This is a genomic window from Endozoicomonas sp. 2B-B, from assembly GCF_053470045.1.
Genome location: NZ_JBLZMU010000001.1, coordinates 6,403,434 through 6,420,595 on the forward strand (window position 1 = coordinate 6,403,434; position 17,162 = coordinate 6,420,595).

The window sequence follows — 17,162 nt, forward strand, 5'->3', positions numbered from 1 at the left end:
CGCATCTGCCATGGTTGCGGCTCTCTATTTAAATGGAACTTACGTTTAATCTTAAGGTCAAAATATATAACAACTTCAACTTGGTTCTTCAGATCGCAGTAAGGAGATTGACTATGGATGGTCAGATTGATGAAGGTACAAAAAAACACGCTCTGGATCCTAACCTTCTTGATCATGGCGGGCATGGCGTGGCAGCCAAGATAGCAAAGCTGGATTTATTATCAGAACAAGAGAAGACTGTAAGAAGCTGCTCTGAAGTAAGGTCCAAACTAAAAAGATCGCCATCTTTGGAGACGGTGCCTGACAAAGTCAGAACCGTCTCTTCAACGAATTCCTCGCTGCCAAAGGCGACTCATTCCTTCGATTTTCGTTTTGTCGCCAGTGATGATGAAGTTCGACAGCTTTTGACTGCCAGAACCTGTAATGAAGATGTTACTGTTATTTCCCACCCCGATGACCTCTCACAGGCTAACCTGGTGAGTCGGCTGAGCATTTCCGAAGAGGGTCGTCATACTTTGCGCTCGGGCAAGCTGTTTGAAGGTTCACAGCCATTCACTCTGGTGATGGATATCCGACAGCTCACCAGCGAAGAACTGCCCAAATTTAACGATCTGCTGGACCCGGATAACCCCTGTCTGTATGACAAAATCAGCCAGAAAAAACGCCCCCTTGGCGGGCATGCTTCTCTATTGGTCCTGGCAGACCCTGAACAGTTGAGGTCGGTTGGCGCTCCGGGTGCCGATTTCTGGCGGCGAATTAATCGTCCGGGAAATACCTGGCAGTTCAAGGCACAGACCGCCAATGATTCATCGATGGATATCGATAAAGTTCCTCCGGTATTGACTGAACTCCCCTCTGCCGAAAGTGCTATGGAAGACGGCAATACCGTTTTAATTGACTGCCATTTGCACGGTCACTGGCGACAGTTGCTGCTGGGCGGTCCCGGAGTGGATCAAGAGGGTCGAATCCGGCACATCCCCGGCAGGCTTGAGTGTTTGAAAGCCGGACAACGGGTGATTCTGAAAGGGGCCAACTGCCGTGATCTGGCCTTTGAACAGACGATTCGGCAAATGCTGGCGAAAAAGTGTTTTGAAAGCAATGGCAAGATCTGTCCGTTACCCGACGATGTTCAGTTTTACCAGATGCCGGTAGGGGATGACGAGCTTCATTCACTGTTTCAAAGTCTGTCCCACTCTCTTACCAGAGAAGGTGTCAAAGAAGATGACAACAGAGAGAACGCGTCAGGAAGCCCGATCATTATTAACCAGAGTAATATTGCCCAATGGCTGAACCCCATTGCCATTGCCCCGGAAGGCTATGCAGTCCCTAACACCTGTCTGTTGGAACAGGTTCGAGCGGGTGGTGTCGTCACTGTAACCTCGCCCCTCACTAAGGCACTCTGGTTTCGTTTGCTGGGCTCATTGGCGACTATTCGCGCGACCACCGGCCTGAAGCCCCGACTTCAGGTAGCCCACTGGAAACAGCAGCCGGAAGCCCTGGGATTGACAGAAACAGATGAGCGCCCTTTGTTCGGGAACCATCAGCAACAGAAAAAAATCAAAGATCATGATGCCTTTGAAGCAGTCACTTATCGGCAACATGCCGAGGCAAGCCAATGGATCAATGATCACCGGGGAGCACCTCTGGTCATCCGGGTCAATGAACAGACTTGCTTAAGTCAGCTATTTGATAATCTCTATATCACCTCAGAACAAAAGGCGTATTTTGAACGACGCCAGAGTGACTTGCAGAAGGCATTAATTGCTGGCAAGCCAGTGGCATTCCTGGGGCTCGAACAAAATCCATCCCTGGCGCAGCTGTTGGAACCTCTGATGATGGGTCAGCCTCTGCTGGTCAATGGCCAATTACAGGCCTACCCCCGGGCTCATGTCACCCTGCTCTGGCCTGAGTCTGCGATAAGCCCATCGCCAGTATTTCGTTCGCTGGTTGCTGCGGGTAAGCCGTGTCCCGAGGTCGATCTCTGGGATATCAATGCCCGCAAGCATGGTATCTCCCGGACTGAACTGCCAGAACAAGCGCTTAAGCAACTTTACCAGGCGTTTGAAACCGTCCCTGGCGGCCTTTGTAACCCTTTGCCTGAAATGACCAAAGGGTTGTTGAATAACCTGATACTGGCAGCCCAACGAGCACAGCAGGTTGACCATGCCTCACAGCTTTTACCTCGCCACTGGCGCAAGGCCATCGATAGCGTCGTCACCCATGGCACCCGCCAGCATCAGTCCGTGCGTGATTTTATGAAAGTGGCTTGCTGGCAGTTGTTACCGGATAAGACGCCGGATGCTGATGAGAAACCGGATAAGGATCAAACCGCCTCGGTAGACCCGGATCGGTTAAACGCCATCATCAACAGTGCCCTGCCATTGAATAGAGTGTTTGTGGAACAGAACCTGTGGTCACTGGCCAGAGCCTTTGACCCGGCAGTATTTAAAGGTAACGAATTACGACTGTCCTATAAAAGTCCATTTCCAGAGTGGAGTGAAGCAGACGTTCTCGACAGGCTCTCTGCCATAATTCTGGCCCATGTGCCCGAACATCAACGAGATGCCATAGCGTATCAGTTGGAAATAAGTCCGGCGGCAGCAAAGCCCTGGCAATCGTTGGCCATCAGGCCAGCAAGGCAGATTAAACGTTTGCAAGATGCACTGGCTTGCGGCTGGCACTTACCTTTACTACCGGGGCAGACCCGATCCGATGCCATTCACGCCCTGGCCATCGATTGTTTCCACATTGCCAGAGGAGAATATGTCACAGAGAATCCCGCAGAAAGCATTGAACGCATAGAAAATCGACTGTCCGATTCGCTACAGCCGGGTTCTGCTTATAGGCCATTGTCAGCACTGGCCCGGGATCTTTATCACGGCGAGATGAGTCAGGAGGATCGTGAAATCCGTCGATTATCCCGGCTCCATGACCGGCTTACGGACTCTCCCGTTCTATTCCTTGAGGGAGAAACCGGCACCGGGAAAAGCTACTTTTCCGCCAAAATGGCAAAGGCCTCAGGACAGGCTGCGGTCATTTCCCTTGGACCTTCCGACAGCGAACAGACCCTGATGAAACACTGGTACTGGAAAAAGTACGCCGATGGCGATCGCTCTATGGCACAGCAAAACCGGGCTCTGATGGAATGGGCCAATACCCCGTCCGACAAAGACGGACACTATGTCACCCTGGTACTGGATGAAGCCAACCTGGCCAAAGCAGGGTTGCTGGCATCATTGAATGGCTTATGGGAACCAGAACCCTGTATCTATATAGACGGTCAACCTGTCAAGGTCGGCCCAAAACACCGGGTGATTCTCACCGGTAACCCGAATCATTACGCCGGGCGCCAGCTCGACCCGGCCCTGAAAGAGAAACTGTCCAGGGCTTACTATCCCCGCCTGGACCAGGCTTTCCTTCGGGACAGAGTAGTGGAACCGGCTCTGGTCAGGCAGCTACAGCGGCATCTGCAGGACTACGACCAAATCAACAAGATTGCACATGAAGCCACCGAGAGTGTGATGGCACTTTGGCGGTACTATCAGGAACTGTTGCCCGAGCATGAGTTTACCCCCAGGGATTTAACGGATATCTGCAGTTGGGTGGGCTGGTATCTGGACCGTGGGTTATCTAAAGGAGACAGTGTTAGCTGTAAGCAAGTGAACAGTCTGATCCGGCAAAGTTTTCGGGATGTGCTGGGTCCCGAAATCACCGAGACTCATCAGGATGCACTTTTGGCACTGGAAATCTGGTTTGCTGCCCGTTATCAACTGGACAACACCCTGAACGACAAAGTTCGTACACAGAACCTGAATGATATACAGCAGCCCTTCATGGAATACACCGAAAAAAACCGACCTGAGTTTGATACCTCCGGATCGGCAGTCATTGAACTGGCGCAACAGCTTGGACAGGATTTAAGTCGCTGTCAGCAGGCTTATCATCACGAGATAAAACACGACGGCCGTCAGGCGACCCTGATTGAAGGCCCGGCCGGACGGGGTAAGGATGCCACGCTGAACCTGGTGATTGAAAGCGCCAAACAGCAGGCCAGACTAAGGCAAGAATCCATGCCAGAGGTCCATCTACTGAATGCCTGTGATTGTTCCTGGGAGCAACTGTGTGAAGTAATCCAGAAAGCAAAACTGGAAGGCGGCATCGTGGTGATTTCAGAAATGAACCTGATCGACAGCCAACATCTGGAAGGTGAGTTAAACGATATTCTGGCCGGTGACGCCCATCCGGGCTTCCACCTGTTCGCCACCATCAACCCGCCAGAATACAGCGGGCGAAAACCCTTATCACCGGCGCTGAAAGGGCGTTTTCGACATTTGCCCATCCGGCAATACAACCCGGCAGAATTACAAACCATCGCCGGGAAAGTGTTGCCAGAGTCCTCAGAAGGGACATCCGCCGCTAAAAAGCTAACAGAAAAACATTGTCTTTTAAGGGCTCATCTGCAAGGCAGAAAACTGCCATTGCAGCCGACCAGCCTCGATTTACAAAATGTCGCCAGGGCCGTCTTCGCAGGAGGCGATTTTAGCGAAAAAGCCGTTCATCAATGCCTCAATCAGCACTACCGGCTTTACCTGATGGCTGCCAATATATCACTGGAGAAACTGCACGAGTCACCGGCTCTTGCCATGGAGAAAAGTGAATTTAGTTCCGGACTTTGCCGTTGGTTCAATCAAATGGTATCGGGCATTAGTCGTCCGTGGCTGATACGAAAAAGTGATTGCAACAGTATTGATGACAAAAACCATGAAATTCGTATTAAGACCCAACTGACTCCGGAGGAAGCCAAAACGGAAATCATCAAGGGGATAGCTCAGGCAGAATGGCAGGCATCCGGTCTTTCCCTGAAGCCGGACGAGTCGGACGACATTCTCACCCGGGCACTTTACCGACACTGGCAGCAATGCTGGTTTGATCGTCAGTTTGGCCAGTCGGGCGTGGACGCCAGTAGCCTATTCCCCCTGACGGAAGAAGAGTCACAAACGCTGAAATTGTCTATTAACCAGCCTTATCTTCAGACAGCTGATCAGCGGATAGAAGCATGGGAAGCCGGTGAAGTTCAATGGTGGCCTGCATTCTGGCGTCAAATCAGTGGTCTGCTGAACCATTTTGTAGACGATTTTATTAACGAAACTCCAGCTGTTAGCGCTTATAAAGCGCCTGAACAAAACTTGCCAAAAGTTCGGGAGCAACAGGCTTCGGCACTGGATCAGAGAACGAACCGTGAGCCACAACCCGTTAATGAAGTATCGACTATCAGCTCTGATAAAACGCCTGAACAAAACATGCCAAAAGTTCAGGAGCAACAGGTTCCGGCAGTGGATCAGAGAACGAACCGTGAGCCACAACCTGTTAACAAAACTTTGCCTGCCAGCGCTGATAAAACTCCTGAAAAATACCTTCCAGAGGCCCACCTGGAAAAGGCTCCGAAGTTGGACCGGAAAACGAATTATGAGAACCAGGAAAGGCCAACCGTTAAGGAATATAAAATTTTTGATACGACGCAGTTTCCTTCCGCAATGATGCGCCTGTTGGCAGAGGATGTTTATGTGTCTCCTGAGGGCAATGTCAAACAGATCAGTATTAATGATCAACACGTACAGGGAGCCGAAGTCCTCGTACCTGCAAGGTTGCCAGAGCCTGACCAGGAAGTGATATTGGCCAGAGATCAAACGCTGGCAACTTTTACCTGGCCATCAAAAAATGGTCAGCTTAAATTGCCCAGCCTGACGACTAAAGACTATATCGTGGCCCTGCGTATGAAACCCGGTTTTTCATATACCCTGCTCAGGGATCGATATACCGGGCTTCACACACTGTTTATTCCGGAAGCCAAAGACAACCAGAATATTGAATTGGCTTATATCGTAGAATCCAGAAAAGCGGGCAAAAAAACACCTGTTGAAGAAGTCCGACCCGCACAATCAACACGTTTTGACACCCGCTGTTCAGAAGGGATGAGAAGCGTACTGAAGGAAGTGTTTGATAACATTAAGGGGCAACCAACCGAAGTACAGATACCTTTGCAGAACATAAAAGACGCCAAAAATACAAGGCAACGCATTATGGCGATCAGGGACTATTGTAAACAGTTTTCCGGTAAGGCTGAGCCGAAAAAAACGAAAAATTACTTTCACTTCCTGGTAGCACAACGGCAGGGGCGCTGTCGTCATCGTGTGCCTGTGTTTGTTGCTCTTTGTCGTTATTTTGGGATTCCATGTCGGAAAATCAGAAGCTATACCCATGCCTTTGCAGAGTTTTCTGCAGATAGAGGCCAAACCTGGGAGTCAGCGGATTTGGGCGGGGCGCCTACTCGGGATATAAACATCCTGTCCAAGTTCCAGCCTCGCAAGCAGGTCAGTGGTTCTGGCACTCAGTCGAAGAAAATCAAGGATATCCTGAAAGATGCTGATTTAGCACAAAAGGCAGCTCTGGCTCAAGCCATTGGTTTGAGCCCTGAGGAATTGAGCAAAGCCCTTGAGCAAGACACTACATTGCCGGTATCCCAACTAGACACTCTCGAAGTACTTAAGGAACTTTGGAGGCGAAAAGATTTAGCCAGTTTTTCATTGGGCGTCGCAATGATTGAGTCGCTGGATACAAAAGAATTGAGCGATGTCAAGCATGAATTGCTCAGTAGTGAGACTCACCCCAATCGCAAGAATGGATTTCCCGATAGTAAGCCTTGGTTCGACTACGACGATAAATCTCTCATTAATAGTCTTTGGACTGGTCACGAGGATCTGCCTCCCAGTCATATTATTCGCGGCGATAGGCATAACACTAAACCTGTGTCAGAAGTAGTAAAAGAATTATTGATCTTCAGGCATGAAGATCAGGTCACTGAACCACTCAAGTCACTCCATTCAAAATTGATTGATCAGGCCGGAGTAAGCCCACAAAAGTGGTTGAGTGCAATAGTGGATATACTGAAATTCCCTTGTATAAATAGTTCGACTATTCGCCTTGCCCATGAAGCACTGACATTGGGTTGGCTGGATCCACTGCCGACCGATATGGTGGGGGCTCATGAACATCACGATCTGTTGGTGCGTCTGCAAAAAATCGATGCACTGAAGGTTAAAGCCACCCGTTGCCTGAAAAAGTGGTATCAGGAATTTTTGTCCAGGGAAAAAAATAACCAGGTATGGCAGTTAGCTTATAAAGACTTCCTGGAGAGAGAAGGTGATGTCATGTTCGTCGAACATCGGCATGGCGGGTTTTCGCGACTGCTTGAAGAGAACATTGCCAGTCAATCTGTAAAAAGTGCCTGGACGGAACAACCTGAGGGAGTTCCTGATATAGAACGAATGCTGGCGCAACAACCCGCATTTTCGAAGTTCATCTCAGGGCAGACAAACCACCGTCCGGTAATTATCCTGGGGCAACCTTCCTGGCAAGACAGTGTGAGTAATGAAAAAATCGAAGCCCTGTTTCAACTAAAAATCAAGAACACCCCCGATTTGAAGGCGGTATTGGAAAGAATCAATAAAAATCATGTAAACAGCGATCAATGCGCCCATAACTTGCGAGCATTGGACAAAGCATTCAGGGAAGCTGGGGGCAATACACAATCTCAGGCTCAAAAAGAGGAATATAAGAAAAAACGGAATGAACTCCTGAATAATTACACCCTTAGTTTAAAGACCCTTACTTCGTCATCAAAGGACAAAGAACTTTTGAATCATTTAAAAGACAAATGCAAGAAAGCGATACAACAGGCCTTCTGTCATTACCTGTATGGAGTAACACACTCGAAAGGCAGTAGCTTAATGTATTGTTGGGCCGAAGCTCGCATAGGGTCTGAGACTCAGGAGAGCGACAACTATGGCACTCATGCTCCATCCTCACCAAAAGAGCTATACGCCATGATGTCTGAAATTGATAGCTCTCGCGAATGTGAGCACAGGTTTAAAGATGCCTACTTAAGGCAAGCACTCAACGTCAGTAATGCTCTGGTGCTCAAACCCGGTATGCTGGCAGCCATCGCCAAAGAATTTTTGAGCAGCGTGAATTTGATCTCGCTTTATGAGTCATTAGAGACCTGATAAAGAAAAAAAGAAAAAAAAAGAAAAGAAAAAAAAGAAAAAAAGACACCCACAAAAAAAAAAGACACCCAAGAAAAAAGAAAAAAAGAAGAAAAGAAGAAAAGACACCCATAAATTTGTTTAAGAAAAAAGAAAAAAAAGAAAAAAAGACACCCATAAATTTGCTTTCCCATCCACCTGGTCTACTTTTTCACCCATCACTGATTTTTTACCCAGACAGGTGAGTTCATGGCCCAAGCTCGCAATACTCTGATTGACCCCGGCTCAACGCCTTATTACCACTGTATGGCAAGATGTGTTCGTCAGGCTTACCTCTGCGGAGAGAACCACCTGACTGGCAAGAATTACGAGCATCGCCGCCAATGGGTGGTGGATAAACTTCAGGAACTGGTTTCAGTCTTTGCTATCGAAGTTTGCGCTTACGCTGTCATGTCGAATCATTATCATGTGGTTTTGCACATCAATCAGTCATCTGCCAGAGGCTGGTCACGGAATGAAGTGCTTCATCGTTGGACGACCTTGTTCGCAGGCCCGCTTCTGGTGCAAAGGCATCTGGCCGCTGACAAACTGGGCAGCGCTGAGTTGGCCCGTATCGATGAATATGCTGAGGAATACCGGCGTCGTTTAACGGATATCAGCTGGTTTATGCGCTGCCTGAATGAACATCTTGCTCGTGAGGCCAATAAAGAAGACGAGTGTAAAGGACGCTTCTGGGAAGGACGCTTTAAAAGCCAGGCATTGCTGGACGAAGCAGCGTTACTGACCTGCATGACCTATGTTGACTTGAATCCGATTCGGGCTGGAAAGGTGGAAACACCGGAAGCATCAGACTACACGTCGATTCAGGAACGCGTGGAGCAGGTTACACATTCTGAGACTAAAAAGCAGCCGCTGACCCTGAAACCTTTTTGTTCGCAGGGCCAGAATACGGACGTTGCCCTTCCCTACCTTCTTCACGACTATCTGGAACTGGTTGACTGGAGTGGTCGCATTGTCAGAACAGATAAGAAAGGTTCCATCCCGTCGCATATCCCTCGTATTCTTGAAAGACTGGAAATTGATCCGGATGAGTGGATGAAAACCATGCAATGGAATAATCGTTTTTATCGGGCAGTTGGCCGTCTGGAGGCGATGAAGGCTTATGCACTTGAAGCGGGACAGAAGTGGCTTCGAGGTTTAAATGTCTGTAGTCGTTTGTACCTGACAGGTTAGTGCAGAAGGCAGTTAAGAAATTAAACACTTTCTCTTTATCTCTCCTCGACTTTAAGTCGGAATAGTTTTGTGTTGTCTGAATCATGGCCTGAGCAGCCTCTGTTCGTGGGATGCTTCTGTATGGCTCGCTGATAGGTTATTCGAAGATGGGTTTTTAGATCCTTTTTTGGGAATGCAGTTTTTAAATGTCTTATTTATTTAATGGGTGTCTTTTTTTTCGTGTTTCTTTTTTTCATTTCATTTTTATGGGTGTCTCTTTTTTTTGCTTTGGGTGTCTTTTTTTTTGTTTTGGGTGTCTTTTTTTTCAATTTTTTTGAACTCTCATCCTGTCTGAAGGTCGAATGATATAACAATTTCGATGCAGTCCTTAATTTGACAGGAGGGAGTTTGACTATGGATGGTTATCCTATTGATAGAAAAACTGATGCCAATGCTCTAAAAATTAGCGAAATTAGCGCGCCAGCCAAGAAAACAAAAAAGCTGGTTGATTCATCTTCAAAGATAATAGCCATCTGCTCTGGTCTCAATGAGCAACTCAATATATCGTCAACTCAAATGATGAAGCCAGAGAAAGCGAGAACCGTATCCTTGACGGATTCCTCGCTGCAAAAGGCTTCCCATGCCTTCGATTTTCGTTTTGTCGCCAGTGATGATGAGGTTCGACGACTTTTAGTTACCCAAACCTGCGATGAACATCGGGATGTTACCCTTATTTCCCATCCCGATGACCTTTCACAGGCTAATCTGGTGAGCCGGTTGAGCATTTTCGACGATGGCCGCCAGGTTCTGGGTTCAGGCAAGCTGTTTGAAGGTTCCCAGCCACTCACTCTGGTGATCGATATTCGAAAGCTCACCAGCGAGGAGTTGCCAAAATTTAACGATCTACTGGACCCGGCTAACCCCTGTCTTTACGACAAAGTCAGCCAGAAAAAGCGCCCTCTGGGAGAACATGTTGCTCTGCTGGTCGTGGCAGATCACAGACAGCTGGCATTGGTTGGCCAGCGTGATGACGCCTCGGGGACCAATGCTCCGGGCGCTGATTTCTGGCGGCGAATTAATCGACCCGAAAATACCTGGCAGTTCGACACAAAGACCGGCAATGATCCATCGATGAAAATTGACAAAGTTTCCCCGGTATTGACTGAACTGCCCTGCTCTGAAAGCGCCATGGATGACAAGAATACGGTTCTTATTGACTGCCACTTGCACAGTCACTGGCGACAGTTACTTCTGGGCGGCCCCGGTGTGGATCAACAGGGGCGAATCCGGCACATCGCCGGCAGGCTTGAATCTCTGAGGGCCGGACAGCGGGTGATTCTGAAAGGGGCCAATTGGAAGGACCTGGCTTTTGAACAGACGATTCGACAGATGCTGGCGCAACAGTTCTTTGAGAGCAATGGGAAGATCTGTCAGATACCCGATGATGTTCAGTTTTACCGGATGCCGCTGGGGAATGACGAGCTTTATTCAATGTTCCAAAGTCTGTCTCACTCTTCTGACAAAGAAGGTGAGAAAGAAGGTGAAAAAGGATTTGATAAAGAGCAGGTACCCGAAAACCTGATCATCATTAACTGCGGTAATATCACGGAATGGCTGAGCCCTATTGCCATTGCCCCGGAAGGCTATGCAGTCCCTAACACCTGCCTGTTGGAGCAGGTTCAGGCGGGGGGGACAGTCACCGTAACGTCTCCCCTCACTGAGGCACATTGGTTTCGTTTGCTGGGTTCATTGCAGACTATTCGCGAGAGGACAGGCCTGCCCCCCCAACTGCTGGTGGCTCATTCAAGACGGCAGCCAAAATCCCTGGGATTGGCAGAAGGCCATGAGCAATCTCTGTTCAAGAACCGTCAGCTACAGAAAAATGTCAGAGATCACGCAGCTTTTGATACTGTCACTTATCAGCAACATGTCGAGGCAAGTTATTGGATAAATAATCAGCAGGAAGCACCTTTGGTTATTCGGGTCAGTGAACAGACCGGCTTTAGCCAACTCTTTGATAATATCCATATCACCTCGGAACAAAAGGCACATTTTGGACGCAGTCAAAGTGCGTTGCAGAAGGCATTGACCGCTGGCAAGCCTGTTGTATTCTTGGGACTGGAGAGTAATCCAACGCTTCAGCAGCTTCTGGAGCCCCTGTTTGTTGGCGAACCTTTGTTAGTGAATGGCCAATTACAGGCGTACCCACAAGCTCATGTCACAATACTCTGGCCCAGGTCTGCAAGAAGTCGATCTTCAATAGTTAACTCCATGGTTGACACGAGTAACCCCTGTCCAGAGGTTGGTGTCTGGGAGATCAATGTTCTAAGGCAGGGTATCCCCCGGGCCGAGCTGCCAGAACAAGCGCTCTACTCACTTTATGAAGCATTTGAAACCGTACCTGCCGACCTTTGTAACCCTCTGCCTGAAATGACCGAAGGGTTGTTGAATAACCTGATATTGGCTGCCCGGCAGGCACAACAGGTTGACCAGTCTCCACAACTGCGGCCCTGCCACTGGCGCAAGGCTATCAATAGCGTCATCACCCACAGCACCCGGCAATGTCCGCCAGTGCGGGATTTTATGAAAGTGGCTTGTTGGCTCTTGTTACCGGATAAGACGCCAGATGCCCATAACAAGCCGGACGAGGGTCAAGCCGCCTGGGTAGATCCGGATCGGTTAACTGCCATCATCAACAGTGCCTTGTGGGTGGATAGAAGGTTTGTGATAGAGAACCTCTGGCAACTGGCCAGAGCTTTTGACGTGGGATTATTTAATGAAAAATTAAAGTTGTCCTACGAAAGTCCACTTCCGGAGTCTGGCGCAGAAGAATTTCTGAACAGGCTCTGTGCCATGATCACGGCCCATGCACCTGAAAAACGACGAGATGCCATAGCCTATCAGTTGCAAGTCGATCTGGAATCAACAGTGCCCTACTCACTATTAGCCATCAGGCCATCAAGACAGATTAAGCGTTTGCAAGATGCACTGACTTGTGGCTGGCGATTACTTTTGCCATCCGGGCAGACCCGGTTCGACGCCGTTCACGCTCTGGCCACTCATTGTTTTCATAGGGCCAGAGCAGCGAATTCTCAGGCAGAAGGCATTGAACGCATAGAACATCAATTGGCTGAATCACTGAAATGGCAGGGTTCTGCCAGTTCGCCCCTGTCAGCACTGGCGCGGGATCTTTATCACGGTTTGATGAGTCAGAAGGATCGTGAAAGTCGCCGATTATCCCGACTCCATGATCGACTCGCAGATTCTCCCGTGCTCTTCCTGAAGGGAAAAACCGGCACCGGGAAAAGTTACTTTTCTGCCAGAATGGCGAGGGCTTCAGGACAGGCGTCGGTACTTTCCCTTGGACCTTCTGATAGCGAACAGACCCTGATGAAACGTTGGCAGTGGCAAGAGCACGCCGATGGCGACCGCTCTATGGTCCTGCAAAACCGGGCGTTGATGGAATGGGCCAATACCGAATCCGACAAAGACGGACACTATGTCACTCTGGTTCTGGATGAAGCCAACCTGGCCCAGACCGGATTGCTGGCTTCATTGAATGGCTTATGGGAATCGAAACCCTGTATTTATGTGAATGGTCATCCTGTCAGGGTCGGCCCCAAACACCGGGTAATTCTTACCGGTAACGGGGGTCAATACGCCGGGCGCCAAATGGACCCGGCCCTGAAAGAGAAACTGCCCAGAGTTTACTACCCACGCCTGGACCGGGCATTCCTTCGGGACAGGGTGGTGGAACCGGCTCTGGTCAATCAGTTACAACGGTATCTGCCGGAGCAGCAAATAAACGACATTGCACACAGTGCCACCAACAGTGTGATGGCACTCTGGCAATATTATCAGGAGCTGTTGCCCGGGCATGAGTTTACCCCCAGGGATCTAACCGATATCTGCAGTTGGGTGGGTTGGTATCTGGATCGTGCCCTACCCGCTCGCGGCAGTGTGACCTGTGAGCAAATAAACAGTTTGATCCAACATAGTTTTCGGGATGTACTGGGGCCTGAAATCACCGAGGCTCATCAGGATGGCCTGTCAGCACTGGAAATCTGGTTCGCTGCCCGTTACCAACCGGAGAGCACCCTGAGCGACAGAGTTCATAACAAGACCCTGCTGGATATGCAGCAGACCTTCAGTACAGTCAGCAAAAAAATCCGACCAGACTTTGATACCTCCGGATCGGCAGTTCGTGAACTGGCGCAGTGGCTTGGGCAGGATTTAAGCCGCAGTCAGCAGGCTTATCATCACGACAGAAAACACGGCGGTCGTCAGGCAACGCTCATAGAAAGCTCGGCCGGAAGGGGTAAAGATGCCACGCTGAACCTGGTGATTGAAAGTGTCAGAAAGCAGGCTAAGCGACGGGGAGAGTCCATGCCGGAAGTTTATCTCCTGAATGCCTGTGATTGTTCCTGGGACAAAGTGTGTGAAAAGATCCAGAAAGCAAAAGTCGATGGCGGCATCGTGGTGATTTCGGAAATGAACCTGATCGACAGCCAGCATCTGGAAGGTGAGTTAAACGATATTCTGGCCGGTGACGCCCATCCGGGTTTCCACCTGTTTGCCACTATCAACCCGCCTGAGTATAGCGGGCGAAAACCCTTATCACCGGCGCTGAAAGGGCGTTTCCGGCATTTGCCCATCCGGCAGTACAACGCGACCGAATTACAGACCATTGCCGAAAAAGTGTTGCCAGAGTCCTCACAAGGGACATTCGCCGCCAAGATTCTAACAGAAAAACATTGTCGTTTAAGGGCTTACCTGCAACTCAAAAAACTGCCATTGCAACCGACCAGCCTTGATTTACAGAATGTTGCCAGGGCTATCAACAGTGCTGGCGATTTTAGCGAAAAAGCCGTTCATCAATGCCTCAATCAGCACTATCGGCTTTATCTGATGGCAGCAGACCTGTCGCTGGAGAAACTGCCAGAGCCATCGACTCTGACCATAGGTAAAGGAGAACCTGCTGCTGAACTTTGCAGTTGGTTCAATCAAACAGTAAAGGGAATTAATCGCCCCTGGTTGATACGAAACTGTGATCACAAAAGCATTGATGAAGAGCGCCATGAAATAAGTATTGAGGCCAATCTGAATGAAGCCGAAGCCAAAACAGAAATTATCGGGATGGTGGCTGAGGCAAAATGGCTGGCATCCGGTTTTTCCCTGGAGCCAGACAAGTCGGACGATATTCTCACCCGGGCACTGTACCGACACTGGCAGCAAAGCTGGTTTGATCGTGAGTTTGGCCGGACGGGCGTGAAAGCTAATCTTATATTTCCCCTGACGAAAGAAGAGGAGCAAACTCTGAAAATGCCGGCTTGCCAGCCTTATCTGCGCGAGGCTGATAAGCAGATAGCGGCATGGAAAGCTGATGAAGTTCAATGGTGGCCTGCGTTCTGGCATCAGATAAGTGATCTGCCAAACCATTGGATGGACAATTCTGAAAAATACAATCCAGAAGTCCTCGAGAAAAAGGCTAAGGCACTGGACCAGATAACAAACTATGAATGTCAGGAGAAACCAAAAGTTGACGTTCATGAGGTTTTTAATACGCGCTACCATTCTCCTGCGATGTATCGCTGGCGGCCAGTGGATACCTATGTGACTTCTGAGGGTAATATCAAACAAATCAGTCTTGATGATATTCACATTCTGGGGGTCGAAACCCTCATACCTGCCCGGTTACCGGGGTCTGAGCAGGAAGTGACATTAACCAGCAAGCAAACGCTGGCGACCTTTACCTGGTCATCGAAGAATGGCCAGTTTGCATTGCCCAGCCTGACGCCCGACGATCATATCGTAGCCCTTCGTATAGAACCCGATTTGCCATATACCCTGATCAGAGACCGATATAACGGACTACATACATTGTTTGTTTCCAAGATGTTTGTTTCCAGGATCAATGCTGAACAGAGTATTCAATTTGCTTATATCGTAGAACCCAGAGAACCGGGTAGAAAAGAAGCCCGGCCAGAACAATCAACATGGTTAGACACCCACTGTTCAGAAGGTATGATTACTGTACTGGAGAAACTGTTTAAGAGCATTGAACAACAACCAATCGAAATACAGGAGCCTTTGCGGTCAATAGAAAATGCTGGAGACACCAGGCAACGTATTGAGGCAATCACTGAGTATTGCCGACAGTTTTCCGGTGCGTCTCAACCAGAGAGTGCTAAAAATTTCTTTGCATTCCTCGTAACACAGCGGCAAGGTAGCTGCCGTCATCGTGTGCCTGTTTTTATTGCTTTTTGTCGTTATTTCGGGATTCCATGTCGGCAAATTAATAACCGTATCCACTGCTTTGCCGAGTACTCATTAGATGAACGCCAAACCTGGGAGTCAGTGGATTTAGGCGGAGCACCAATACGGCCAAAAGAAATCACTCCTCAATTCCAGCTCACCAGGAAAGTCCGTAATGCCAGCACTGCATCAAAGAAGATTAAGAATCTGCTGAAAGGAGCTGACTTAGCACAACAGCATACGTTGGCTGCAGCCTCTGGAATGAGTCTTGAGGAAATGAAAAAAACCCTTGAGACAGACAATGCTTTGCCAGAAAGCAATCCAGGTATTCCCGAATTATTAAATAACCTTTTTAAGGAAAAAAGTTTATCCGCTTTTTCCATGGGTGTCTCAGTGATCGAGTCACTGGAGAAAGAAGAGTTTGATCATTTCAATTTGAAATTTAAACCCATATCGGAGGCAATCCATCAAATATTGTCCAGCAGTGATAAAGATCAGGTCAGTGAACGACTCAAGTCACTCCATTCAAAAATTATTCTTCAGGTCGGCACCACCCCTTACAATTGGTTGGCTTCAATGGTCTATCTACTTCATAAAAGTAACCTGAGCAGGCCTTCGGTTCTTCAATTGACCCGTAAAGCCATGGCATGGGGTTGGCTGGATCCTGTGCCGGACTACGATAGCAAGATTATGGGAGCCAATATACATCACGACCTTTTGGTGCGTCTGGAAGGTGTAGATGAATTGCAGGTCGGCGCCACCCATTGCCTGAAAAAGTTGTATAAGCAGTTATTTTCGTTGAAAAAAAATAGCCAGAAGTGGCGGATGGCTTATCAACGCTACCAGGAAAAAAATGGTAATGCCTTCTTGTCCATCACTCATTGTTATGAAGGTTTTTCAGCATTTCTGGAAGATAAAATTGTCAGCTCATCTCTACAGAACGCCTGGACAGACGAACCTGAGGGCATTCCGAATATAGAACGAATGCTGGTGCATCATCCTGCGTTTGTGAAGCTAACCTCAGGCAAGGCGAACCACCGTCCAGTGATTATCATGGGGCAACCTCACTGGGGCGATACGGTGTTTGATGAAAAGGTTGATTCCCTGTATCAACGAATAATCAATAACAGCCCTTACCTGAAACCGTTATTGGAAGAAATCAAACTAAATCCCCATGGGGTGTCGTGGGATGACCAAAAGCTTCTGGATGATATAAAAACCAAATCCAAGCCCATGATTGAGCAGGCTTTCATTCAATACCTGTATTCAGTAACACACTCGAAAGGTGGTTGTTTAACCTATTGTTGGGGAGATGCTCTCTTCGGGGACTGCGAGGATCAACGTTACTATGGCGCTCATGATCCGTCTTCACCAGAAGAGCTGTTAGTCATGATGTGTAGTTTTCATAGCTCTTTAACGTTTCAGAATTCTGTTAAGGATGCCTACCTGCGGCAGGCACTCAACGTCAATAACGCTCTGATACTCAAATCCGCTGAGCTGACAGCCATTGCCGAAGAGTTTTTGAACAGCGTGAATTTGAATTCACTCTCTGAGTCACTGGATACCTGATAACCGTTTGGTCATGATCAGTTTTTCGAGATCGTTAAAATGGAACTTTAATCACACCTTAAGGTCTTACCACTAAACAATTTC

At 48.6% G+C, this 17,162-nt stretch carries 3 protein-coding genes; all 3 read left to right on the forward strand.

Annotated features, from left to right (window positions below; translation table 11 throughout):
* Positions 1–113 precede the first annotated feature (113 nt).
* The 3 genes from ACOMHB_RS22780 to ACOMHB_RS22790 all read left to right on the forward strand — a co-directional run bounded on the left by ACOMHB_RS22780 (position 114) and on the right by ACOMHB_RS22790 (position 17,078).
* Positions 114–8,063 (forward strand): AAA family ATPase, encoded by a 7,950-nt coding sequence (locus ACOMHB_RS22780; protein ID WP_448218341.1) that lies wholly within the window; start codon positions 114–116, stop codon positions 8,061–8,063.
* Between the two features lie 228 nt (positions 8,064–8,291).
* Positions 8,292–9,275 carry a transposase gene (locus ACOMHB_RS22785; protein WP_448218342.1) on the forward strand — a complete coding sequence of 328 codons (984 nt, stop codon included), beginning with the start codon at positions 8,292–8,294 and terminating at the stop codon, positions 9,273–9,275.
* 393 nt (positions 9,276–9,668) lie between these two features.
* Positions 9,669–17,078 carry an AAA family ATPase gene (locus ACOMHB_RS22790; protein WP_448218343.1) on the forward strand — a complete coding sequence of 2,470 codons (7,410 nt, stop codon included), beginning with the start codon at positions 9,669–9,671 and terminating at the stop codon, positions 17,076–17,078.
* The last annotated feature ends 84 nt before the right edge of the window (positions 17,079–17,162 follow it).